This is a genomic window from Nocardioides sp. P5_E3 (assembly GCF_054049275.1).
Genome location: NZ_JBFUMR010000013.1, coordinates 75310 through 96599 on the forward strand (window position 1 = coordinate 75310; position 21290 = coordinate 96599).

21 protein-coding genes are annotated in these 21290 nt (G+C 72.2%); 9 read left to right on the forward strand and 12 right to left on the reverse strand.

Annotated features, from left to right (window positions below; genetic code table 11):
- Positions 1 to 31 precede the first annotated feature (31 nt).
- The 5 genes from ACXJKB_RS10380 to ACXJKB_RS10400 all read left to right on the forward strand — a co-directional run bounded on the left by ACXJKB_RS10380 (position 32) and on the right by ACXJKB_RS10400 (position 6509).
- On the forward strand, positions 32 to 1000 hold the full coding sequence (locus ACXJKB_RS10380; RefSeq protein ID WP_457188019.1) for a hypothetical protein: 969 nt from the start codon (positions 32 to 34) through the stop codon (positions 998 to 1000).
- The gene (locus ACXJKB_RS10385) at positions 990 to 3290 is read left to right on the forward strand and encodes a heavy metal translocating P-type ATPase (RefSeq protein ID WP_457188021.1); all 2301 of its coding nucleotides are present in this window, start codon (positions 990 to 992) and stop codon (positions 3288 to 3290) included. Before ACXJKB_RS10380 ends, ACXJKB_RS10385 begins: the two co-directional genes overlap by 11 nt.
- A 219-nt stretch (positions 3291 to 3509) precedes the next feature.
- Positions 3510 to 4502: a tripartite tricarboxylate transporter substrate-binding protein gene (locus ACXJKB_RS10390; RefSeq protein ID WP_457188023.1), complete on the forward strand. Its 993-nt coding sequence runs from the start codon at positions 3510 to 3512 to the stop codon at positions 4500 to 4502.
- The gene (locus ACXJKB_RS10395) at positions 4499 to 5008 is read left to right on the forward strand and encodes a tripartite tricarboxylate transporter TctB family protein (protein ID WP_457188025.1); all 510 of its coding nucleotides are present in this window, start codon (positions 4499 to 4501) and stop codon (positions 5006 to 5008) included. Before ACXJKB_RS10390 ends, ACXJKB_RS10395 begins: the two co-directional genes overlap by 4 nt.
- A gap of 1 nt (position 5009) precedes the next feature.
- Complete coding sequence (locus tag ACXJKB_RS10400; RefSeq protein WP_457188027.1) at positions 5010 to 6509, forward strand: tripartite tricarboxylate transporter permease; 1500 nt, start codon at positions 5010 to 5012, stop codon at positions 6507 to 6509.
- A gap of 70 nt (positions 6510 to 6579) precedes the next feature.
- Here the strand turns inward: ACXJKB_RS10400 and ACXJKB_RS10405 are convergent, their stop codons facing one another.
- Genes ACXJKB_RS10405 through ACXJKB_RS10415 form a run of 3 tightly spaced genes read right to left on the reverse strand, consistent with a single transcriptional unit; the run spans position 6580 to position 10444 of the window.
- Positions 6580 to 7350 carry a response regulator gene (locus tag ACXJKB_RS10405; RefSeq protein WP_457188029.1) on the reverse strand — a complete coding sequence of 257 codons (771 nt, stop codon included), beginning with the start codon at positions 7348 to 7350 and terminating at the stop codon, positions 6580 to 6582.
- Positions 7347 to 8981, reverse strand: a complete 1635-nt coding sequence (locus tag ACXJKB_RS10410; RefSeq protein ID WP_457188031.1) for a sensor histidine kinase — start codon at positions 8979 to 8981, stop codon at positions 7347 to 7349. The genes ACXJKB_RS10405 and ACXJKB_RS10410 overlap by 4 nt, the downstream gene beginning before the upstream one ends.
- Before the next feature lie 50 nt (positions 8982 to 9031).
- A complete protein-coding gene (locus ACXJKB_RS10415; protein ID WP_457188033.1) occupies positions 9032 to 10444 on the reverse strand; it encodes an alpha/beta hydrolase family protein in 1413 nt (470 codons plus the stop codon).
- Positions 10445 to 10547: 103 nt separating this feature from the next.
- Between ACXJKB_RS10415 and ACXJKB_RS10420 the strand changes: the two genes are divergently transcribed.
- A complete protein-coding gene (locus ACXJKB_RS10420; RefSeq protein WP_457188035.1) occupies positions 10548 to 11255 on the forward strand; it encodes an EcsC family protein in 708 nt (235 codons plus the stop codon).
- A gap of 27 nt (positions 11256 to 11282) precedes the next feature.
- Here the strand turns inward: ACXJKB_RS10420 and ACXJKB_RS10425 are convergent, their stop codons facing one another.
- Genes ACXJKB_RS10425 through ACXJKB_RS10440 form a run of 4 tightly spaced genes read right to left on the reverse strand, consistent with a single transcriptional unit; the run spans position 11283 to position 13661 of the window.
- On the reverse strand, positions 11283 to 11471 hold the full coding sequence (locus tag ACXJKB_RS10425) for a hypothetical protein (protein ID WP_457188037.1): 189 nt from the start codon (positions 11469 to 11471) through the stop codon (positions 11283 to 11285).
- Positions 11426 to 12271, reverse strand: a complete 846-nt coding sequence (locus ACXJKB_RS10430) for a hypothetical protein (protein ID WP_457188039.1) — start codon at positions 12269 to 12271, stop codon at positions 11426 to 11428. Before ACXJKB_RS10430 ends, ACXJKB_RS10425 begins: the two co-directional genes overlap by 46 nt.
- Positions 12268 to 13065, reverse strand: coding sequence for a polyphosphate polymerase domain-containing protein (locus ACXJKB_RS10435; protein ID WP_457188041.1), 798 nt, complete (start codon positions 13063 to 13065; stop codon positions 12268 to 12270). Before ACXJKB_RS10435 ends, ACXJKB_RS10430 begins: the two co-directional genes overlap by 4 nt.
- Positions 13062 to 13661: a DUF4956 domain-containing protein gene (locus ACXJKB_RS10440; RefSeq protein ID WP_457188043.1), complete on the reverse strand. Its 600-nt coding sequence runs from the start codon at positions 13659 to 13661 to the stop codon at positions 13062 to 13064. Before ACXJKB_RS10440 ends, ACXJKB_RS10435 begins: the two co-directional genes overlap by 4 nt.
- Before the next feature lie 114 nt (positions 13662 to 13775).
- Here ACXJKB_RS10440 and ACXJKB_RS10445 point away from each other — a divergent pair, with 114 nt between their 5' ends.
- Together ACXJKB_RS10445 and ACXJKB_RS10450 are read left to right on the forward strand one after the other, a co-directional pair.
- Positions 13776 to 14135, forward strand: a complete 360-nt coding sequence (locus ACXJKB_RS10445) for a hypothetical protein (RefSeq protein WP_300048236.1) — start codon at positions 13776 to 13778, stop codon at positions 14133 to 14135.
- Positions 14132 to 14536 (forward strand): hypothetical protein, encoded by a 405-nt coding sequence (locus ACXJKB_RS10450; RefSeq protein WP_457188046.1) that lies wholly within the window; start codon positions 14132 to 14134, stop codon positions 14534 to 14536. The genes ACXJKB_RS10445 and ACXJKB_RS10450 overlap by 4 nt, the downstream gene beginning before the upstream one ends.
- Positions 14537 to 14556: 20 nt before the next feature.
- Here ACXJKB_RS10450 and ACXJKB_RS10455 read toward each other — a convergent pair whose 3' ends face one another.
- The 3 genes from ACXJKB_RS10455 to ACXJKB_RS10465 form a co-directional block, all read right to left on the reverse strand.
- On the reverse strand, positions 14557 to 15747 hold the full coding sequence (locus tag ACXJKB_RS10455; RefSeq protein WP_457188048.1) for an aminotransferase class V-fold PLP-dependent enzyme: 1191 nt from the start codon (positions 15745 to 15747) through the stop codon (positions 14557 to 14559).
- Between the two features lie 7 nt (positions 15748 to 15754).
- The gene (gene serA, locus ACXJKB_RS10460) at positions 15755 to 16948 is read right to left on the reverse strand and encodes a phosphoglycerate dehydrogenase (protein ID WP_457188050.1); all 1194 of its coding nucleotides are present in this window, start codon (positions 16946 to 16948) and stop codon (positions 15755 to 15757) included.
- Between the two features lie 61 nt (positions 16949 to 17009).
- A complete protein-coding gene (locus ACXJKB_RS10465; RefSeq protein WP_457188052.1) occupies positions 17010 to 17477 on the reverse strand; it encodes a hypothetical protein in 468 nt (155 codons plus the stop codon).
- A gap of 91 nt (positions 17478 to 17568) precedes the next feature.
- Here ACXJKB_RS10465 and ACXJKB_RS10470 point away from each other — a divergent pair, with 91 nt between their 5' ends.
- Positions 17569 to 17883, forward strand: coding sequence for a hypothetical protein (locus ACXJKB_RS10470; RefSeq protein ID WP_457188054.1), 315 nt, complete (start codon positions 17569 to 17571; stop codon positions 17881 to 17883).
- 7 nt (positions 17884 to 17890) lie between these two features.
- On the opposite strand, the gene ACXJKB_RS10475 is transcribed toward ACXJKB_RS10470, so the two are convergent.
- Positions 17891 to 18547, reverse strand: coding sequence for a class F sortase (locus ACXJKB_RS10475; protein ID WP_457188056.1), 657 nt, complete (start codon positions 18545 to 18547; stop codon positions 17891 to 17893).
- 5 nt (positions 18548 to 18552) lie between these two features.
- A complete protein-coding gene (locus ACXJKB_RS10480) occupies positions 18553 to 20919 on the reverse strand; it encodes a carboxypeptidase regulatory-like domain-containing protein (protein ID WP_457188058.1) in 2367 nt (788 codons plus the stop codon).
- Between the last annotated feature and the right edge of the window lie 371 nt (positions 20920 to 21290).

Consider the following 21290-nt stretch of genomic DNA (forward strand, 5'->3'; position numbering starts at 1 on the left):
TCTTGAAACCCCAGCCCGAAGGAGCCTGACCATGAGCACGCCGCTGCGTGTCCTCGCGTTCGTGTCGGCCCTGGCCGTCGCGTTCGCGCTGGCATGGGGCGGGGGCCGGCTCGTCGGCCCGCTCGACACCGAACCCGTCGCACACGAGGGCGCCGCCCACGGTGCCGACGCCTCCCACGACGACGAGGCCGGGTCGCACGACGACCCCTCCTCCGCCGTCGCCGAGGCGACCGGGCTCACCGCCCGCGCCGACGGCTTCACGCTCGCGCTCGCCGACCGTACGCCGGCCGCCGGGCGCACCCGCCTCGACTTCCAGGTGCTCACCTCCAGCGGGCGCCCCCTGCTCGACTACACGCGCGAGCACGAGAAGGACCTGCACCTCATCGTCGTACGCCGCGACCTGACCGGCTTCCAGCACGTGCACCCGCGGCTCGACCGCAGCACCGGCACCTGGTCGGTGGACGTGCGGCTCACGCCCGGCGTGTGGCGGGTCGTGGCCGACCTCGTGCCCGCGGGCTGGGAGGGCATCACGCTGGCCGACGACGTGTCGGTCGCCGGAGACTTCACGCCCGCCGCCCTGGCGGCCGACGACCGGATCGCAGAGGTCGAGACCGACGCGGGCACCTACACCGTGACCCTGGCGGGTGACACCGCGCCGGGGGCGTCGACCGTCCTCACGACGCGCATCGAGCTCGACGGCGAGCCGGTCACCGACCTCGAGCCCTACCTCGGCGCCTACGGCCACCTCGTCGCGATGCGCGCCGGCGACCTGGGCTACCTCCACGTCCACCCCGAGGAGGGTCCGGCCGGCCCGGGCATCGACTTCGCGACGGCGTTCCCCGAGCCGGCGACGTACCGCCTGTTCCTGGACTTCCAGCACCGCGGGCAGGTGCACACCGCGGCGTTCACGGTCGAGTCGGGCGGGGCTCCGGCCGACGGCTCCGAGGACAACTCCGGCGACGGCTCCGGGCATGCGGAGGGAGGCGACCATGACCACTGAGTCCAGCGCTGAGGCCCAGCCGCTGAGCGACGTCGAGCTGGCGATCACCGGCATGACCTGCGCGTCGTGCGCCAACCGCATCGAGCGCAAGCTCAACAAGCTCGACGGCGTCTCGGCCACCGTCAACTACGCCACCGAGAAGGCGAAGGTCTCCTTCCCCGTCACCGTCTCGACCGACGACCTGCTGCGCACCGTCGAGGCCGCGGGCTACGCCGCCGCGCTGCCGACGCCGCCCGACGAGGTCGCCGCGGCCGAGCCGGAGCGCGACCCGCTGCTGCAGCGACTGCTCGTCAGCACCGCCCTCAGCATCCCCGTCGTCGCGATGGCGATGGTCCCGGCCTGGCAGTTCACCTACTGGCAGTGGGCCTCGCTGGCGCTGGCCGCGCCCGTCGTCGTGTGGGGCGCGTGGCCCTTCCACCGCGCGGCGTGGACCAACCTGCGCCACGGCGCGACGACGATGGACACGCTGGTGTCGGTCGGCGTGCTGGCCGCGTTCGGCTGGTCGCTGTGGGCGCTCTTCCTCGGCACCGCCGGCGAACCGGGCATGACGCACCCGTTCCAGATCTCGATCGACCGCACCGACGGCGCGGGCAACATCTACCTCGAGGCCGCGGCCGGGGTGACGACGTTCCTCCTCGCCGGACGCTGGCTGGAGCACCGCTCCAAGCGGCGTGCGGGTGCGGCACTCCGGGCGCTGCTCGAGCTCGGCGTCCGCGACGTGGCGGTGCTGCGCGACGACGCTTCTGGTGGGCGGAGCGAGACCCGGATCCCGGTCGACCAGCTCGCGGTGGGCGACCTGTTCGTCGTACGCCCCGGCGAGAAGGTCGCCACCGACGGCGAGGTCGTCGAGGGCAGCTCTGCCGTCGACGCCTCGATGCTCACCGGTGAGTCGGTCCCGGTGGAGGTCAAGCCCGGCGATGCCGTCGTCGGCGCCACGGTCAACGCCGGTGGCCGGCTCGTCGTCCGCGCCACCCGCGTCGGCGCCGACACCCAGCTCGCGCAGATGGCTCGGCTGGTCGAGGACGCGCAGAACGGCAAGGCCGAGGTGCAGCGCCTCGCCGATCGCGTGTCCGGCGTCTTCGTGCCGATCGTCATCGGCCTGTCGGTCGCGACGCTGGGCTTCTGGCTCGGCGCCGGGGCGGGTGCCACGGCGGCCTTCACCGCCGCGGTCGCCGTCCTGATCATCGCGTGCCCCTGCGCCCTCGGCCTGGCCACGCCGACCGCGCTCATGGTCGGCACCGGCCGCGGCGCCCAGCTCGGCATCCTCATCAAGGGCCCCGAGGTCCTCGAGTCGACCCGGCGCGTGGACACGATCGTGCTCGACAAGACCGGCACCGTGACCACCGGCGAGATGACCGTCCACGACGTGGTGGTCGCCGAGGGCGAGTCCGTCGACGACGTACGACGCCTCGCGGCCGCGCTCGAGTCGGCGTCCGAGCACCCGATCGGCCGGGCGATCGCCGCCGCCGGTGTGTCCGAGGACGCGGCGTACGCGAACGAGCCCGGGATCCGTCCACCACGTCCTCAGCTACCTGTGGTCGAGGACTTCGCCAGCCGCGAGGGGCTGGGTGTCGAGGGCGTCGTCGAGGGCCATGCCGTCGTCGTCGGCCGGCCGAGCCTGCTCGCCGACTGGGCGCAGCACCTCCCGCCGTCGCTGGACGCCGCCGTCCAGCGGGCGCAGGGCGAGGGCCGCACCGCCGTCGCCGTCGGCTGGGACGGCCGCGCGCGGGGCGTCATCGTCGTCGGCGACACCGTGAAGCCCACGTCCGCGCAGGCCGTCGCCGCGCTGCGCGACCTCGGCCTGACCCCGATCCTGCTCACCGGCGACAACGAGGCCGCCGCCCGCCAGGTCGCCGACCAGGTCGGGATCGAGACCGTCGTGGCCGACGTACTGCCGGCCGACAAGGTCGCCGAGGTCCAGCGGCTCCAAGCCGCCGGCAAGGTCGTCGCGATGGTGGGCGACGGGGTGAACGACGCCGCCGCCCTCGCCCAGGCCGACCTCGGGCTGTCGATGGGCACCGGCACCGACGTGGCCATCGAGGCCGGTGACCTGACCCTCGTGCGCGGCGACCTGCTCGTCGCCGTCGACGCCATCCGGCTCTCCCGCCGCACCCTCGGCACGATCAAGGGCAACCTCTTCTGGGCCTTCGCCTACAACGTCGCCGCGCTCCCCCTCGCCGCCGCCGGCCTCCTCAACCCGATGCTCGCCGGCGCCGCGATGGCGTTCTCCAGCGTCTTCGTCGTGACCAACAGCCTCCGGCTGCGGGGGTTCCGCTCCTCCGTCGCCTGAGGTATCTAGGGACGTTCTGGTCGTGGATCGGGCGTACGACCGACCAGATCGTCCCTAGATACCGGGCACGGGCGACCCGCAGTCCGGCCGCCGAGCGGTGGCTCACTCACCGCCCCGGGGCCGTGAACACCACCCGTGAACACAAGGTGCACAACGGTGACCCGCGGCCCGCGGGTGGGGAGTGTGACCGGCGACACACTCCCCGAACTAGGAGCACCCATGCACCGGCGCATCCCCCTGGCCACCCTCGCCTGCCTGTCGATGTTCACGCTCGCTGCGTGCGGTGGCGGCGAGGCCGACCCGGCCGCCTTCCCCGACGACGACATCACCCTGGTGGTGCCGTTCGCGGCCGGTGGACCGACCGACACCGTCACCCGCCTCATCGCCGAGCCGATGGCCGAGGAGCTCGGCGCGGAGATCATCGTGCAGAACGTCGAGGGTGCGGGCGGCACCGTCGCGGCCGGTCAGGTCGCCGACGCGGACCCGGACGGCTACGAGGTGCTGATCCACCACATCGGCATGTCGACGGCCCCGGGCCTCTACCCCGACCTGGCCTACGACCCGGTGGAGGACTTCAAGACCGTCGGCCTGGTCACCGACGTGCCGATGACGATCGTCGCGCGCAAGGACTTCGAGCCCGAGACGCTCGACGAGCTCGCGACCTACGTCGAGGAGAACGCCGACACGGTCACCCTCGCCAACGCCGGCGTGGGCGCCGCCTCCCAGCTGTGCGGCCTCCTCATCGAGCAGCAGCTCGGCGTCGACCTCACCGAGGTGCCGTACGACGGCACCGGTCCGGCGCTGACCGACCTCGTCGGCGGCCAGGTCGACTTCATGTGCGACCAGACCACCAACACGGCCGCGCAGATCCAGTCCGGCGACATCAAGGCGTACGCCGTCACGACGCCGGAGCCGATCGAGGCGCTGCCCGACCTCCCGACGACCGCCGAGGAGGGTTGGTCGGACGTCGAGGTCGGCGTGTGGCACGGGCTCTACGTCCCGTCCGAGACACCCGACGAGATCGTCGAGAAGCTGACGGCGGCCCTCGAGGTGGCGCTGCAGGACCAGAACGTCATCGACAGCATGGCCGACCTCGGCACCACCCCCGCGCCGGCCGAGGACGTCACCCCTGACGCCCACACCGCCAAGCTGCAGGAGCAGATCGACCTCTGGACCCCGATCATCGAGGAGTCCGGAGTCACCGGCGGATGAGCACCGACCACACCCTTTTGGACGGCGCCGGGCACCGCCCGGCGCTGTTCCGGCCGGACCTCTACGCGGGCGCCGCGTTCGTCGTGCTGGGCCTCGCGTTCGCCATCGGCGGCTCGAGGTACGACGTCGGCTCGGCGCTGCGGATGGGCTCGGGCTACGTCCCGCTGGTCCTCGGCGGCATCCTGGTCGTGCTCGGGGTCCTCATCGTCGCGATGGGCTTCCGTGGTGGCGATCCGTCGATCCGCGACGTCCAGCGGGAGCCGATCCCGTGGCGCCGCGGTGGGCTGCTCGTGGCGGCGATCATGTTCTTCGGGTTCTTCGTGTCCGGCCTCGGGCTCGGCCCGACGCTGTTCGTGACGACGTTCATCGCCGCGATGGCCGGGCACGGCACCAGCCCCCTCAAGGCAGCACTGACGGCCGCCGGCATCACCGCGCTGTGCCTGGTCGTCTTCGTGTCGCTGCTGCAGCTGCGGCTGCCGCTGCTCGGCGACTGGCTGGGAGGCTGACGTGGACGGCATCCTCCTCGGCCTCGAGACCGCGCTCCAGCCGACCAACATCCTCATCTGCCTGCTGGGCGTCACGCTCGGCACCGCGGTCGGCGTGCTGCCCGGCATCGGGCCCACGGCGACGGTGGCGCTGCTGCTGCCGATCACCTTCGAGTTCGACCCGGTCGCCTCGCTGATCATGCTCGCCGGCATCTACTACGGCGCGCAGTACGGCGGCTCGACAACGGCCATCCTGCTCAACCTGCCCGGTGAGTCGTCATCGGTGGTGACGGCGCTCGACGGGCACCAGATGGCCCGACAAGGGCGGGCCGGACCGGCCCTGGCGACGGCTGCCCTCGGGTCGTTCTTCGCCGGGACCGTGGGCACCATCGTGCTCGCCCTGTTCGCCCCGCCCCTGGCGCAGCTGGCGCTGAAGTTCGGGCCGGCGGACTACTTCGCGATCGTCGTCCTCGGCCTGATCGCGAGCATCGCGCTCGCCAGCGGGTCAGCAGTCAAGGCGCTCGCGATGATCGTGCTGGGCCTGCTGCTCGGCACGATCGGCCAGGACCAGTTCACCGGCGTCCCGCGCTTCACCTTCGGCGTGCGCGAGCTCTACGGCGGCCTGGACTTCGTCTCGCTCGCGGTCGGCCTCTTCGGCCTCGCGGAGATCATCCGCAACCTGGAGACGAAGAACTCGTCCTCGATCGTCACGAAGAAGGTGGAGGGACTCTGGCTGAGCAAGGACGACTTCCGCCGCATCCGCAACCCGGTCCTCCGTGGCACGGCCCTCGGGTCGGTGCTCGGCGTGCTGCCCGGCGGCGGGCACGTGCTGGCCAGCTTCACGTCGTACTCCGTGGAGAAGAACCTCTCGAAGGAGCCGAAGAAGTTCGGCACCGGCGTCATCGAGGGGGTCGCGGCGCCCGAGTCGGCCAACAACGCCGCGGCGCAGACGTCGTTCATCCCGCTGCTGTCGCTCGGCCTGCCGGCGCACCCGGTGATGGCGCTGCTCGTCGGCGCCTTCATCATCCAGGGCATCACCCCGGGGCCCAACGTCATCAATGACGAGCCCGAGCTGGTGTGGGGCCTGATCGCCTCGATGTGGGTGGGCAACCTGCTGCTGGTGGCGCTCAACCTGCCGCTCATCGGCATCTGGGTGAAGATGCTGTCGGTGCCCTACGAGGTGATGTTCCCGGCGATCATCGCCTTCGCCTCGATCGGCTGCTACTCCCTCGGCCTCAACTCGTGGGACGTGTTCGCCATCGCCGCCGCGGGTGTCGTGGGCTACTTCCTCATCCGGTGGGGCTGCGAGGCCGCGCCGCTGCTGCTCGGCTTCGTGCTCGGGCCGCTGCTCGAGGAGAACCTCCGCCGCGCGATGATCATCAGCCGGGGCGACCCGACGGTCTTCCTGACACGGCCGATCTCCGCGTCGCTGCTGATCCTCGCCGCGCTGATCATCATGATCGCGGTGCTGCCGTCGGTACGCCGCAAGCGTGAGGTCGTCTTCCAAGGCGAGGACGACTAGGTCCGTCCATCGAGCGGTGAGTGAGACATGTTCTGGTCGCCAGGAACCTGTCTCACTCACCGCTCGTGCGTCACCGGCTGGAGGACGAGTGCTGCCAGCGGTACTCGACCTCCGGCCGCCCGCTGCCCCCGTAGCGCAGCGACCGGGCGACGACCCCGATGTCGGCGAGGTGCTCCAGGTAGCGCCGGGCGGTGACGCGCGAGCTCTCCAGCTTCTCCCCGAGCTCCCGCGCGGACAGCACGCAGGGAGGTGTGCGGAGGTGGTCCATCGCCTCGTGCAGCCGCTCCGCGGTGAGCCCCTTGGGGAGGGCGCCGTCGGAGGTGGCGACGCGCAGCGAACCGAGCATGCGGTCGACCTCGTCCTGCATCACCTGCTCGGGGGCGTCGCCGAGCTGCCGGCGGTAGTCGGCGTACTGCTCGAGCTTGGCGCGGAACATCGGGAACGTGAACGGCTTGATCAGGTAGAGCACGACCCCGTGGGCGACCGCGCGGCGCACCATCTCGGCGTCGCGCGCCGAGGTGACCGCGATGACGTCGCACATGGTGCCGCCGGCGCGCAGGTTGCGGAGCAGGCCGAGGCCGTGGCCGTCGGGGAGGTACATGTCGAGCAGCACCAGGTCGACCTCGCGGTCGCCGAGCATGCGGGCGGCCTCGGTCGCGGAGTTGGCGACGCCGACGACGTCGAAGCCCGCGACGCGGCGGGTGTACTCCGCGTGCGCCTCCGCGACGAGCGGCTCGTCCTCGACGACCAGGACCCGGACGCTGCCTTTGGGGTCCCCGCGGCGTTCTTCGTCGGAGGAGCGCAGCGGAGGAGACGGAGTACGTCGTGGGGTGTCACTCATGCCGGCACCTCCGCGCTCGCCGGCTCGGGCGCCCGACCCAGTACGACGACCATCTCGGCGCCGCCGAGCTCGGACCGTCCGATCCGCACCCCGCCGCCGAGGCGCCGGGCGACCTGCGAGACGAGGGCGAGGCCCACGCCATGCGCGTCCCCGGCGTCGGCCTTCGACGTCCAGCCGCGCTCGAGGGCGTGGGCGGCCTCCTCGGGGGTGAGCCCGGGTCCGCTGTCGCCGACGACGAGCCGCGCGTGGCCGGGCGAGCCCTCGAGGTGCACCACGATGCGGCGGTCGGCGGCGCCGGCGACGGCGTCGATCGCGTTGTCGACGAGGTTGCCGAGGACGGTGACGAGGTCGCGCGGGGAGCCGACGGCGAACGACGCCGGCAGCTCGCCGGTGACCGTGAGCGAGATGCCGCGCTCCGCGGCCTCCGCGGACTTGCCGAGCAGCAGGGCCGCGACGACCGGGTCGCCCACCGCGCCGACGACGCGGTCGGTCAGCATCTGCGCGACCTTCAGCTCGTCGGTGACGAAGTCGATCGCCTCCTCGGTACGCCCGATCTCGATGAGGGAGACCACGGTGTGCAGCCGGTTGGCGGCCTCGTGGGTCTGCGCCCGCAGCGACTCGGTGAGGCCACGGACGATGTCGAGCTCACCGGTGACGGCCTGCAGCTCGGTGTGGTCGCGCAGGGTGACCACCGCGCCGACCTCCTTGCCGTCCCAGAAGGCGGCGCTGGAGCTGGCGACCAGGACGTGGTCGCCCGTCACGTAGACCTCGTCGGCACCGCGCTCGCCGGACGCCGCCTCGACGAGCGCCGGCGGCAGGCCGAGGTCGTCGAGCGAGCGCCCGACCACGTCGCCGGGCAGGCTGAGCAGCCGGCGCGCCTCGTCGTTGACGAGCTGGACTCGCCCGTCGAGGTCGATGAGCAGCAGGCCCTCGCGGACGGCGTGCAGGACCGCGCTGTAGTACTCGTACATCCGGGTGATCTCGCGCTCGCCCATGCCGTGGGTCTGGCGCCGCAGCCGCTGCGCGATCAGCCACGCCCCCACGATCCCGACGATGAGCACCACGACCGTGGCGACGACGATGTCGGTGAACTCGTCGACGAGCAGGTCGTCGAGCTGGGTCAGGGTGATCCCGACCGCGACCAGCGCCACCACGGGCGAGCCGGTGTTGGTGTCGGAGGCCGAGCTCGGCCCGAAGACCGGCACGATCGCCCGGATCGACGGCCCCAGCGTGCCGACGTACTCCTCGGTGTAGACCTCACCGTCGGGCGCCCCGCCGAGGTTGCCGATGAAGGTCTTGCCGAGCTGCTCCTGGTTGGGGTGCGACCACCGCGTGCGGTCGCGGTCCATCACCACGACGAAGTCGACGCCGGTGTCGACGCGCACCGCCTCGGCGTACGGCTGGAGCAGAGCGGTCGGTTCGCTGGTAGCCATCGCCTCGCGGACCACCGGCGAGCGCGCCACCGCCCTCGCGACCGACACCGCCTCGTCGCGGGCGCTGGCCCGGATGTCGTTGCGCGCGTCGTAGGTCGCGAGGGCGAGGGCCGTGACGACCAGGACCAGCACCACGATCAGCTGCAGGACCAGCACCTGGCGGGCCACGGACTGCTCGTGGCGAGGTCGCGTCAGCACCGGCACATCGTAGGTGCGGTCGTGACGCCCCTCACCCGCTCAGCCACGGGTCACGGCTCGATCCCGATGCCCGGGATCCGCGACCAGGCCCGCTCCTGCGTGGCGCTCATCGTCGGCCACCGGTGGCCGCCCGGGCGCGTCTCGACGCGGCTGTCGAACGACGCCGGCTCGAAGGTCGGGTCGAGGAAGCAGCCACTGCCGTACGTCGAATTGTTGCCCGCGCAGGAGGCTGCGACGCCGGCGGGCGTCGGCTCGACGCCGGTGTCGACCCACGTGTCCAGCGCGTCGAGCACGGCGGCGTACCCGCTGTTGCTCAGCGAGCTGTGCTCGGACTCGCGGCTGAAGACCTGCACCAGCGTGTCGGCGGTGCCGGCGCCCTCCCGGGTCGCGCGGTAGGCCGACTCGTGCTCGACGAACGCGGTCGGGTCGTCGATGGCGTGGAGGGTCACGGTCGGGATGGTGACAGCGCCGGTGAGGTCGCTGTCCCAGGTGAGGTCCCGCTCGGCGTCCGGGTCGGCGGAGAACCGCTCGACGCCCTTGTTGAGCGCCTTGTCGTCGTGGCTGCCGAAGTAGTGCACGCCCCTGTTGCTGAACGGGTTCCGGCCGTCGAGCCGGTGGTGGACGATGTCGCGGAAGGTGAAGGTGGCGAAGCGCAGGTGCGACTCGAGCGTGCGCTCGGGCACCTTGGTGACGGCGAGGATGTCGTCGAGGTTGCGCTGCTGCAGCGCCGTGCGGTCGGCCGGTGCGGACTGGTAGCCGGTGCACTCCTGCAGGCGCGAGCGGAGACCGGCCGACGTCATCGTCGAGTCCTCGCGCAGCCCCATCCAGAGCGGGTACTGCGGCTCGGTCGGGCGCGGGTGGTTGCCGCAGTAGTACTGGTAGACCACGCGCAGGTCGACGCGGTAGTCGTAGCCGCGGGAGGCGCCGGCCAGCACGCCGTTGGTGAGCAGCACGCCGTCGTACGACGTCGGGTGCACCTCGACGAGCTTGGCGGCGACGTCACCGCCCCACGACTGGCCGTGCGCGAGCGTCGTGCCGGGCACGCCGAACGTCTGCTGGAAGACCTGGCGGGCGCTCTCGGTGTCGGCGACGGCCATCCGGGTGCCGTAGCCGCCGCGACGGTAGGCCGAGCCGACCCAGGCGTAGCCCTCGCGCGCCATCACCGCCCAGCGGTCCAGGTCCTCGACGCTGCGGGCCGGGTCGGACGCCTCACCGAGGTCGGGGCCGCCGTGGGCGTGGACGACGAGGTCGCCGTTCCAGTCGTGCGGGACCGCCATGGCGTAGTAGGCGCCGTTGTCGTCCTGGCCGGTCCAGCAGTCGGCGACGTCGGCGACCCCGGACGGGCACGCCGACGGCGTCGGTCCGGTGGCGGCCGACGCGGGGACGGGCGCGAGCAGGGCGCCCGCCAGCAGGGCCGAGCCGGCCGCGGTGGCGGCGCGAGCAAGGTGAGAACGGTGGGGCATGACGAGCCTCCGGGGTGGGGGGACGGACGACCGAGTGCGTCCGAACCCCGACGCTAGGAGGGTGTGACGTCCGTCTCACCGTTGTGTTCGTAGTGTTTGCGCCATGGGACTCAAGGACCTCGTCACCCGCGGCCGCTCCGAGGCAGCCACCACCCAGACCGCGCTCGAGGCGTCGAGGGAGCCGCACCACGACCCCGGCGCCATCGACCGGATGGTCACCATGCTCCTCGACGTGGGCCTCGACGGACGAGGCCCGCTGGACTCCGTCCGCGAGGTGGCCGACGAGGCGCTGCGCAAGGCCGGCGGCGACCCGGAGAAGGCGATCGCCGCGGTGGCCCGACGCACGACCGTCACCGGCGGCATCGGCGGCTTCATCACGGGCGTCGGCGGCTACGTCACGATGCCGGTCGCGCTGCCGGTCAACGTCGCCGAGTTCTACCTCCAGGCCACCCGGATGGTCGGCACCGTCGCGGTGCTGCGCGGCTACGACGTGGACGACCCGCGGATCCGGAGCGCGATCCTGCTGGTGCTCGTCGGCGCGGAGTCCGACGAGGTGCTCAAGAAGGTCGGCATGTCGAGCGTCAGCGGTCGCGCGACGACGTACGCCCTCGGCGGCCTGCCGCCCGCGGCCCTGATGATGGTCAACAAGGCCGTCGGCTTCCGGCTGATGCGCGGCGTCAGCGAGAAGGGGCTCGCCGGCCTCGGCCGCGGCATCCCGCTCGCCGGTGGGTTCATCGGCGGCGGTCTCGACGGCTACATGATGAAGAAGATCGCCGACCACGCGATGAAGGAGCTCCCGAAGGCCCCCTGACGCCCGTTGGTCGAGGAGGTCGCGCAGTCAGCCGGTGACCTTCTCCCGGATCGCGTCGGCCTCCTGCTGGACGGTGTCGGCGTCGACGAGGTCGCCGGCCTGCTCGGTGAGGACTTCCACCCACCGGTCGAGGACCTCCTCGGCGTAGCCGCTGGCGTACAGCTCCTCGGTCAGGTCGGCCTTCGCCTGCTCGACGAGGTCGGCCCACTCGTCCACGGCGGTGAAGCGCTCGACGAGCACGTTCTCGCGCCCGCCCATCCCGCCGACCATCCCGCCGACCATCCCGCCGACCATGCCTCCGCCGGGCCCGCCCTCGGGTCGGTCGGTCGGCATCCCCGACGGCATGTCGGTCGGCATGCCCTCGGGCCGCTCGGGCCGCTCCCCGTCCTGGCCCGGGAAGCCGCCGCCGCCGCCGGGCGATCCACCGAAGGCGAGGTTGTGGTCCCACGCCACGACGGTGAAGGCGCCGACTCGGCGTCCCAGCGGAGGTACGAGTTGTTGCCGGGGCCGTCGGTGGTGAAGTTCTCCGCCTCCCACTCCTCGTCGAGGTTCTGGACGACCAGCCGCAGCCGGGCATCCGCGCCGTTGACGCTGAACGACGACGCGACGGCGTGCTCGCTGGCCAGCCCGGCCTCGGCGAGCAGGTCGAGGGCGACGGCCTCGTTGAGCGCGGTCTGCGAGGTGTTGGAGCGGACGATGAACTCGCTCCAGCCGTCGATTGAATTGTCGTCAATGAACTTGTCGAGCCGGACCAGCCACGGCAGGTCGCCTACCTCGGAGTCGTCGCCGACGTTGCGCAGCGACGAGTTGCCCTTGAGCCGGATGCCGGCGCGCTCGAAGTCCTCCCCGTCGATGGTGACGGTCGCCTCGAGCCACTCCTTCTCGTCGGTCTCCTGGTAGGTGTCGATCATCGCGGCGACGGCGTCCTCGTCGACCTCGACCTCGATCTCTTGCACCTGGGTCGCGTCCCAGACGCCGGTGGCGATCGCCAGGTGACGGCGTACGCGGGGGTTCATGCGAGGGCTCCTTCGCGGAGGGTGAGGTGGCCGGCGAGGTGGCGACTGGTGACGCGGTGCCAGCGGTTGCCGGGGAGGTCGGGGGTGAGCAGCGCCAGCCCGGTGCCGTACTTCGAGATCCGGACCGGCCGGTGGCCGAGCTCCCACAGCCGCCGGTCCAGCGGGCCGGGGCGTGGAGTGCCCGACTTGGTCTCGACGACCAGCACCTCGCCGACCTCGGCGGTGCCGTGGCCGGACACCCAGCACAGGTCGCGGTCGATCGTGGCCCGGCCGGCGCCGTCGGGGAGGAGGAGCGTCGTACGCCGGTAGCTGGTGTGCAGCGTCGCGACGAGGCCCGACGGGTCGACGTCGTGGACGCGCGCGGCGCCGAGCCGGTCGCGGACCCACGCGTCGGCGTGGCCGGAGACGTCCGGTCCGTCGTGCGGCAGCCGCTCCTTGACGGTGGTGCCGCGCAGGCCGCGCGTCTTCACCTCGAGCCATCGCTCGCCGGTGTCGGCGTAGACGCGGCAGCGGACCTTCCAGCGGTGCCGGCGGCGGGTCGCCGCGCCGGTCCAGCTGTCGAGGTTGACGGTGTCGAGGTACGTCGACTCGTAGCGCGAGCTGCGACGGCCGTCGACCTCGAGCACCCGCGGGCCGGCCCTCCCGGTGGGATACAGCCCGGTGACCACGGGGTCGAGCTCGTCCGCCGGGACGACGTACTTGCGGTCGGTGCGGGTCAGCAGCTGCGCGAGGTCGTTGAGCTCGTCGAGGGAGACGGTGGGGAGGGGGTCGAGGGCGCTCACCTGATTGGTCATCGGGTGACCGCCGCGACCTCGTGGCGCTCGGCCGCGGGGAGGGCCGGGCGGGGCGCGGCGGCGTAATGGACCTCGACGGTCGTGGTGTCGTTGACGAGGTCCACGCGGATCGGCGTGACCCGGGTGACGCGGGCGTCGAGGAGCATCTCGAGGCGGACGACGAGGTCGCGCTCGTCGGTGACCGCGCTGTCGAGCACGACGACCTGGCGCAGCCCGGTGGCGTGCAGCAGGCGGCTGTCGGCAAGGGCGAGGACGAGCACCAGGCCGACCATGAGCGTGGCAGAGAGGGCCACGTCGCCGGTGCCGAGGCCGCCGAGCAGGCCGATGGCGAGCGCGGCGAAGTAGTAGGCGATCTCGTGCTGGCCGAGCTCGTCGGAGCGCAGCCGGATGATGGAGAGCACGCCGAACAACCCCAGGCCGAGCCCGACCGTCGCGGCGCTGCTCGCCAGCACGATCGTCACCGACAGCACGCCGACGTTGACCGCGACGAACGCGGTGACCAGGTCGGCGCGGCGGTGGCGCGGGTAGTAGACGGCGAGGGCGAGCACCAGCACGGCGACGATGTCGACGGCGGCGAGGAGGTAGGTGGGGTTCATCGAGATCCTTCGTCCAGCGGTTCGGGAGCCCCGATGTTGTCCGGCTCACCTGTCGACGGACTGCCGCGATGCTGTGACGGGTCTGTGAGGACGGCCCTGCGACAATCGACCCTCGTGGACGGACCCCTGCCCCTCGTGCTGCTCGTCGCCTCGCTGCTCTTCGCGGCGGTGGTGCTGGTCTACGTCGTGCTCGACCGCACGCCCGACTGGGGCCTGCTCGGCTTCGCCGCCGTGATCGAGGCGCTCACCCTCGTCCTGCTCGTCGTCGCCGCGGTGCAGGTCGGCGGCGTGGACCTGTCCGGCGGGCGGCTCGTCACGCTGTTCGGCTACCTGGTCGCCGGGCTCGTCCTGCTGCCGATCGGCTTCGTGTGGTCGCTGGCCGAGCGCAGCCGCGGCGCCACGGCCGTGCTGATGGTCGCCGGTCTGGCGCAGGCGTTCGTCGTCGTACGCGTCATGCAGGTGTGGCCGTCGTGAGCCGCGCCGCCGCCTCCACCTCGTCGGGCCTCGGCCGCGCCCTCGTCGCGGTGTACGGCGTCTTCGCCCTCGCCGCGACCGCTCGCTCGCTCGTGCAGCTCGCCACCAAGGCAGGCGAGGCGCCGCTGGCGTACGCCCTCTCCGCCGTCGCCGCGCTGGTGTACGTCGCCGCCACCCTCGGCCTCGCCGAGGTCGGCCCCAGCCCCCGCCGGCTGGCCTGGGCTGCGGTCGGATTCGAGCTCGTCGGCGTGCTCACCGTCGGCACGCTCACCGTGCTCGACCCGGAGCTGTTCCCCGACGCGACCGTCTGGTCGGACTACGGCGCCGGCTACGGGTGGCTGCCGCTGGTGCTGCCGTTCGTCGGGATCGCGTGGCTCTGGCACACACGGGCGCGCGACTGATCCGACGTCGATCGGCGGGATCAGGTGACGCGGGTCAGCGCCCCGGCGAGCACCTGGAGGTCGTCACTGGTGTTGTAGCCGTGCAGGGACACGCGGATCCCGCCGACCCGTGAGCTGGTGAAGACGGAGTGGTCTCGGGCCAGGGCGGCCTGGACGTCAGGTCCCGACGCGCGGGGGTGTCGCAGCGAGATGAGGTGGTGGCTGGCGGCTGGGTCCCCCACCTCACGGAACGGGGACCAGCCGGACGGGCCCACGAGGTCGACGAGCTCGTCGGCCAGGAGGCGTGAGTGATCGGCGAGAGCGGGGATCCCCGCGCTGCTGAGCAGCTCGATGGACTGTTGGAGCCCCACCGCAGAGGCGTACGACATGGTCGAGAGCTCGAAGCGGCGAGCGCCTGCTGCGAGCCTCAGGTGGGTGGCGTCGAAGTCGAAGGGATCCTCAGCCCCCATCCATCCCACCACCGGAGGCACGAGCTCGGCCATCTCGGCGCTCAGCGCGGCGACGGCGACACCGCCGTGGGCCGAGAGCCACTTGTACCCGCTGCACACGAGAGCGTCGACGCCCCACTCCCTCATGCTCACCGGGGCGGCACCCGCGAGCTGGGTCACGTCGACGACGACACGGGCCCCCACCGTGCGCGCGGCGCGAGCCACGGCAGCGACGTCGATCCTCGTGCCCGTCGAGTACTGCACCGCGCTCACGCACACGACGCCGGTCCGTTCGCCCACTGCCGCGACGAGCCGGTCGGTGAGGTCGCTTCCGGGCTCGTCGACGACCCAGCGGAGGACGGGTGTCGTGGCAGGGCCTCGACCCCTGGCGGCGAGCCACGGGTAGGTGACGCTGGGGAAGTCGGTCGTCACCAGCACGACCTCCGGTGCGTTCGGCCTCAGTCCGGGGGCGAGGGCCGCCGCCACCTGCCCCAGCCCTTCGCTCGCCCCGGCCAGCACCGCGATCGATCCGGGTGGGGCGTCGAACAACGTTGCTGCAGCCTGCCGTACGCCGTCCAGGACCCGTGCCTCGGCGTCGTCGGACAGTCGGACGTTTCCGTACTGGCCGACCTCCTCGAGGAATCGCGTCATCGCCTCGATGGTCGGGCGGGGCACGAGTCCCAGGGATGCCTGGTTGAGGTAGGTGCATCCCTCGAGCGCCGCGTACAGCTGCCGCGGGAGCAACGCGCCCTCGGCATCACGACCAGCTCCTTCAACGTTCACGCCGACATCACCACGTGCGTACCCACACGCAGTGCTCCGAGCGCCGCAGCTCCTCGACGGCCTCGGCGGACAGGGGCTCCGACGCGTCGGTGACCACGTAGCCGAGGTGGTCCCTGGTCGACAGGTGCTGACCGATCACGTTGTCGCCGGCCTCGGCGAACACGGCGTTGAGGTTGGCGAGGACCCCGGGGACGTTGTGGTGGAGGAAGCCCAGCCGGTGCTCACCGGTCAGCGTGGGCGTGAGGACCTGCGGGAGGTTGACCGACAGCGCCGTGCTCCCCTGGAGGGTGTAACCGGCGAGCTTCTCCGCCACGAACCGGCCGATCTCCTCCTGCGCCTCCTGGGTCGAGCCACCGACGTGGGGCGTCAGGATGACGTTGTCGAGACCCCGCAGCACGGACACGAACTCGTCCCCCTGGGCCTTCGGCTCGACCGGGAACACGTCGACCGCCGCGCCCGCGATGTGCCCGGACAGGACATGGGCGCGCAGCGAGTCGTAGTCGACCACCATGCCGCGCGAGGCGTTGATGAACAGGGCTCGTGGCTTCATGGCCGCGAACTCGGCGGCACCGAACAGGCCCGCGTTCCCCGGCCGGCCGTCGACGTGGAGGCTGACCACGTCGGCGCTCTCGAGCAGCTCGGCGAGCGACGCCATGCGGCGAGCGTTGCCGTGGGCGGGACGGTCCGCCTTGTCGTAGAAGACCACCCGCATCCCGAGCGCCTCGGCGACGTTCGACAGCTGGGTGCCGATGTTGCCGTACCCGACGATCCCGAGCGTCCGCCCGCGCACCTCGTGGCTCCCCCGCGCTGACTTGTCCCAGACGCCGTCGTGCATCCGCTGGGTCTTCTCCGGCAGCCTCCGGGCCAGCGCGATGATCTCGCCGATCACCAGCTCGACCACGCTTCGCGTGTTGGAGTACGGCGCGTTGAACACGCCGATGCCCCGCTCCGCAGCCGCGCCCAGGTCGACCTGGTTGGTGCCGATGCAGAAGCAGCCGATCGCCTCCAGGTCGGGCGCTTCCTTGAGGACCCGCTCGGTCACCGTCGTGTTGGACCGGATCCCCAGCAGCTGTACGCCGTCGAGCGACTCGATCAGCTCGTCCTCGCGCAACGCTCCCGTGCGCAGCTCGACCTCGTAGCCGCGGGACCTCAGGACATCCACTGCAGTCGGGTGGATGTTTTCCAGGACCAAAGCCTTCATGGCCGCAACGTTATGGCAGTACGGGCGGGGCACCGGTGTCGGTCCAGCACGGGGCCGCCGGTCAGGTCTCGCCCCCGATGTCGAACTCGTACGCCTCGTAGACGAGGTCGGACCCTCGTTGGCGGTGCCGGACGAGCCTGCCGAGGAGCGCCGTACCCAGGTCGCGGACCCTGTCGACGTCAGGGATGACTTCCACCGGCCCGACTCGGGCCAGGAGGCTGTCGAGCTGACCGCGGATCAGCACGTGCTCGCGAGTGAGGGTGGCGACGGCTCCGGACAACCGCGGTGAGGCCGTGAGGATCTCGCGGTGCAGACCGTCGGGAGCCTCCGTGATGTCGACGTGCTGCCGGAGGTCGCCGGCGAGCTCCACCGCGGCGACATGGACACGTTGGGCCCAGCGATCTCGGTCGCCGACGGCCGGCGCGGCCATCGCATCCTCCAGCGCGCTCATCGACTCGCGCAGCTCCGCGCGGTGTCGTCGGAGCTCCTCCAGGAAGTCTTCGTCTGATGTCGTCGCGCTCGGTTCCATCGACCCTCCGTCCCCGGACGTGCGTGACCTACCAGTGTCGCGCGTTCCGCGTCCCTTGGCGATGCCGTCCTCGAGCCCGCACAATCGACAGATGGTCATGCTCGAGGCCGCCCTCGTGATCGGCGTGCTGGGACTCCTCATCTTCTGGGTGACGTCGCTCCTCCTGCGCCCCACGAGCCAGGGCCCTCACGTGGCGGCCGCGGGCACCTGGCGCGTCGCGCACTACGACGCCAAGGGAGAGACACGCGTCGTGCTGCAGAAGGTCCGCGAGGGGGACACGCGGGTGATCGACGAGCACGTGATCACGTCGATCCGCGCGGACGATCCGGAGTACGACGCCAAGTTCCTCGCCGCGATGGACGCCGCGCGCCAGCGCCAGGCTCTGTTCGAAGCCGAGGACGGCTGAGGGGGGCTCAGGCTGCGCCGTCGCGGGTCGCGACCGGCTGCGCCCACCAGATGGTGCGGTGGGTCCAGTCGCCCGGACCGCGCCGGGTGCCGGAGCAGACGAGGATGGCCAGCCGCGGGGCGCCGGTGGTGTCGTAGTAGCCGGACAGGGAGGCGGTGGCGCGGACCTGCTGCCGCCGGGTCACCCGGTAGCAGAGCCGGTCGCCATTCGCGCCGGTGACGTCCAGCTGGGCGCCGATGCGCAGGCGGGCCAGCAGCAGGTTGCCCAGCGCCGGTGCTCCGTCGCGGCCCCGGTCGGAGGGACGGTGTCGGGGGTAGGTGTGGGCGGTGAGGCGTACGACGCCGGCGGTGCCGCCCGGGCGCACGCCCGATGCCTTGTCCCAGGCGAGCTGCCACTTGCCCCGCTCGGTGAGCGGCGGGGGCTTCGGCACGCCGTGCCGGTCCTGTCCCCTGCCGATGACCGTGGTCGGGGCGAGCACGCCATCGATCGTGAGCGTGCTCGGTCGGAAGGGGTGGTCCACCGCGGCGCAGGCCGGCCGCGCAGCGGTCGCCGCCGCGTGGGCGGGCTCGATCCACGGGGCGGAGGCCGCCGCAAGCGCGACTCCCAGCACGGCGCCGCGGGCGAGGGCGGCGCGACAGCCGTGGAGCGGTCCTGCGGGTGCCACGCCCGTCACGGCCACGTGAGGAGACGGAAACCGGTCGCGGGCAGCTGCGCCGGGACCACGGTGACGACGGCGGTGGCCGTGTTGTTGGTCCGGACGGACTCCCCGGCGACGCGGACCCTGGCGACGTTCGACAAGCGTCCCGTCGCGGCCTTGGTCGGCTGCGTGACGACGAACACCGGAGCCGCCTTCCTGCCGGCGCCGATGTCCTTCCTCAGCACGCACCTGACGGTGTCCGCCGCCTTGCGGGCCGTGCACGCCCAGCCATTGCTCCTGGCGGCCACCAGCTCGAGTCCCGCGGGCAGTCGGTCGACCAGCGTGACCGCGCGCGAAGCGGCGTCCGTCCCCTTGTTGCGCACCGTGAGCTTGTAGCGCACGGTCCCGCCCACCCTGGCCTGCGTGCCGCTGACGGCACGCTTGTCGAGGACGAGGTCGACGTCGTCGTCATCCGGGACGGGAGGGACGGGCGGCCCCGGGGGAACGGGGGAGACTGGGGGAACGGGCGGGACGGCCGGGGTTACGGTGATCGTCACCGTGGATCGGACGGTGCTCCCGTTGGTGTCGCTCACCTGGTAGCCGACCGGGGTGGCCTGTCCGCTGAAGCCGGGCTCCGGGTCGAAGGTGACCGCACCCGTCACGGGGTCGATCGTGTAGACGCCCTCACCCGGCGCGGTCAGGGTCCTGCCGCCGTTGGTGGCGTTCGGCGAGGTGAAGACGACGGATGTGAGGTCGAACGTCTGACCGGTGCCGGGGGTGTCGTTGCCGACGACGTCGACGGTGACGGTGACGTCCTGCGCGGTCGTGGCACGGTTCGGCTGGGCGCGCGCGGTCGTCAGGGTGAAGTCCTGGCCGCCGCGGACCTCGCCCGCTGCGGTGATGGTGACGGTACGGGTCGTCGGCCCGGTGGCGGTGGTGCCGCCGGGGACGGTGATGGTGATCGTGTAGGAACCGGGCGGGAGGTCGTCGAGGAAGTACTGCCCATCTGCGTCGGTCTGCAACGTCAGCGGTCCGCCAGGGCCGTCGACGGCGACGGTGACACCTGCAGAAGGAGCGCCGTCAGTGGTGACGGCGCCGCCGAGCGCGCCGGGACTTGTCAGTGCGATGTCCTGTCCGGTCAGGCCATCGGCCGGGACGGTGATGTCCTGCGGTCCGGGGGCGGTCCATCCGTCGGGCGGGATGACCTCGAGGGTGTAGTCCCCCGGGGGCAGCCCGTCCACCTCGTAGGACCCGTCGCCGGTGGTGACGGTCGTGGACGGGGTGCCACCGCCGTCGGGGGTGAGCACCACCTGGACGCCGCCGAGACCGGAGCCGGCGCCGGTGACCGTGCCCGAGACGGCAGGCAGGTCGACCACCGTGAAGTCCTGTCCCGGCACTGGGACATTCGTGACGGCGATGCCGCCGATCTGGGTCCCGCCCGGTCCCGCGGTGTAGCCGGCGGGAACTGCGATGGTGACCGTGTAGCCGGTGCCGATCGGATTGTTGTCGAACAGGTAGCTGCCGTCGGCGGCTGTCGTGGTGGTCGCCGGTCCGCCCGGACCGGCGAGGGTCACGGTCACGCCGGCGACGGGGGCCCCGTCGTCGTCGCGGACGGTGCCACTGATGGGTTGCGGGACGATGGCGCGGACGTCGAAGTCGGCGCGGCTCGCGGGGTCGTTGTCGTTGCCGCGGTTGGACACGGTCTGCTCGGCCGGCCCGATCACCACGCAGCCGTCCGGCACGTCCGCACGCACGGTGTACCCGGCCTGGGTGGCGAGCTCGCCGAACGAGTACGAGCCGTCGGCCGCCGGCGTCGTCGTCGCGAGGGTGTCCCCGAACGGTGACACCAGGCTCAGGGTGAGTCCGCCCGGAGCGCACGTGCCCACCGTGGACACGTCCTCGACCGTGCCGCCGATCGGTCGGGCCCGGCTGACGAACCAGGTCTGGTAGACGGGGAATCCGGAGCGGCGGGTGAAGGTCATCGTCAGGCTGGTGAGCCGGATGTCGGGCTCGAACCAACCCGCCGCGCCGTCGGTGTCCAGGGCAGCGGCGTTGCCGGTCAGGGTCGAGGTGGCCGCGTCCCACGTGGGCTGGTCGGTCCCGCCGGCGTAGTTGAACGTCCCTGCGAACCACGAGTCGATCTCGGCCGCGGCGACGGCGGCACCGCTGGCATCGGTGGCCGACACCGCGACCAGGTCCGCGTCGAGGTCGCCCAGCACGAACCCCCAACCGGTGTCCGGTGTCGGCGCGTCGAAGGTGTACGTCGTCGTGGACCGCCCGGTGGGGGTGTCTGCCCGTGCCCGGAGCACGAGGTACGGGTTGCCGGCGCTGGAGCCGTACTTCGCGCCCGGCGGCGTACCCGGCCCCAGGAAGGCCGACGCACCGGACGGAACCTGCACGGGTGAGCGGGAATCGCTGGCGACCGTCGCTGCGGGGAACCCTGGCGAGCGCTGAGCCATGGTGAGCCGGAACGCGTTCGCGGTGCCCTCGACCGGGGACCAGGCCGCCCACCGGTCCGTCCGTGCGAAGGACGGCGCCGCAGCGAGCACCGCCACCAACACTGCCGCCAGTGCGCATGCGAGTGGTACGGCGATCCTGCGCGACATCCGAGTCTCCCGCCCCGTGATCGTGCTTCCGCTCGGAGGTTACTCACGACGCCGTTCGCTTCGATAGGGCCGCGCATCGCCTAATTGGGGACGGATCTTCCCGCGCGCCCGCTACGGCCGGCACATTCACCGCCGAGCCACATGTGCGCAAGGCTGCTCAAAGG

What these genes read in the sequence shown, in the direction of transcription:
- ACXJKB_RS10435 (WP_457188041.1), bottom strand. Translation starts at nt 13,065, where the DNA reads ATGACCAATCAGGTGAGCGCCCTCGACCCCCTCCCCACCGTCTCCCTC.
- ACXJKB_RS10415 (WP_457188033.1), bottom strand. Translation starts at nt 10,444, where the DNA reads ATGCCCCACCGTTCTCACCTTGCTCGCGCCGCCACCGCGGCCGGCTCG.
- ACXJKB_RS10380 (WP_457188019.1), top strand. Translation starts at nt 32, where the DNA reads ATGAGCACGCCGCTGCGTGTCCTCGCGTTCGTGTCGGCCCTGGCCGTC.
- ACXJKB_RS10420 (WP_457188035.1), top strand. Translation starts at nt 10,548, where the DNA reads ATGGGACTCAAGGACCTCGTCACCCGCGGCCGCTCCGAGGCAGCCACC.
- ACXJKB_RS10390 (WP_457188023.1), top strand. Translation starts at nt 3,510, where the DNA reads ATGCACCGGCGCATCCCCCTGGCCACCCTCGCCTGCCTGTCGATGTTC.
- serA (WP_457188050.1), bottom strand. Translation starts at nt 16,948, where the DNA reads ATGAAGGCTTTGGTCCTGGAAAACATCCACCCGACTGCAGTGGATGTC.
- ACXJKB_RS10405 (WP_457188029.1), bottom strand. Translation starts at nt 7,350, where the DNA reads ATGAGTGACACCCCACGACGTACTCCGTCTCCTCCGCTGCGCTCCTCC.
- ACXJKB_RS10395 (WP_457188025.1), top strand. Translation starts at nt 4,499, where the DNA reads ATGAGCACCGACCACACCCTTTTGGACGGCGCCGGGCACCGCCCGGCG.
- ACXJKB_RS10440 (WP_457188043.1), bottom strand. Translation starts at nt 13,661, where the DNA reads ATGAACCCCACCTACCTCCTCGCCGCCGTCGACATCGTCGCCGTGCTG.
- ACXJKB_RS10385 (WP_457188021.1), top strand. Translation starts at nt 990, where the DNA reads ATGACCACTGAGTCCAGCGCTGAGGCCCAGCCGCTGAGCGACGTCGAG.
- ACXJKB_RS10430 (WP_457188039.1), bottom strand. Translation starts at nt 12,271, where the DNA reads ATGAACCCCCGCGTACGCCGTCACCTGGCGATCGCCACCGGCGTCTGG.
- ACXJKB_RS10470 (WP_457188054.1), top strand. Translation starts at nt 17,569, where the DNA reads ATGGTCATGCTCGAGGCCGCCCTCGTGATCGGCGTGCTGGGACTCCTC.
- ACXJKB_RS10465 (WP_457188052.1), bottom strand. Translation starts at nt 17,477, where the DNA reads ATGGAACCGAGCGCGACGACATCAGACGAAGACTTCCTGGAGGAGCTC.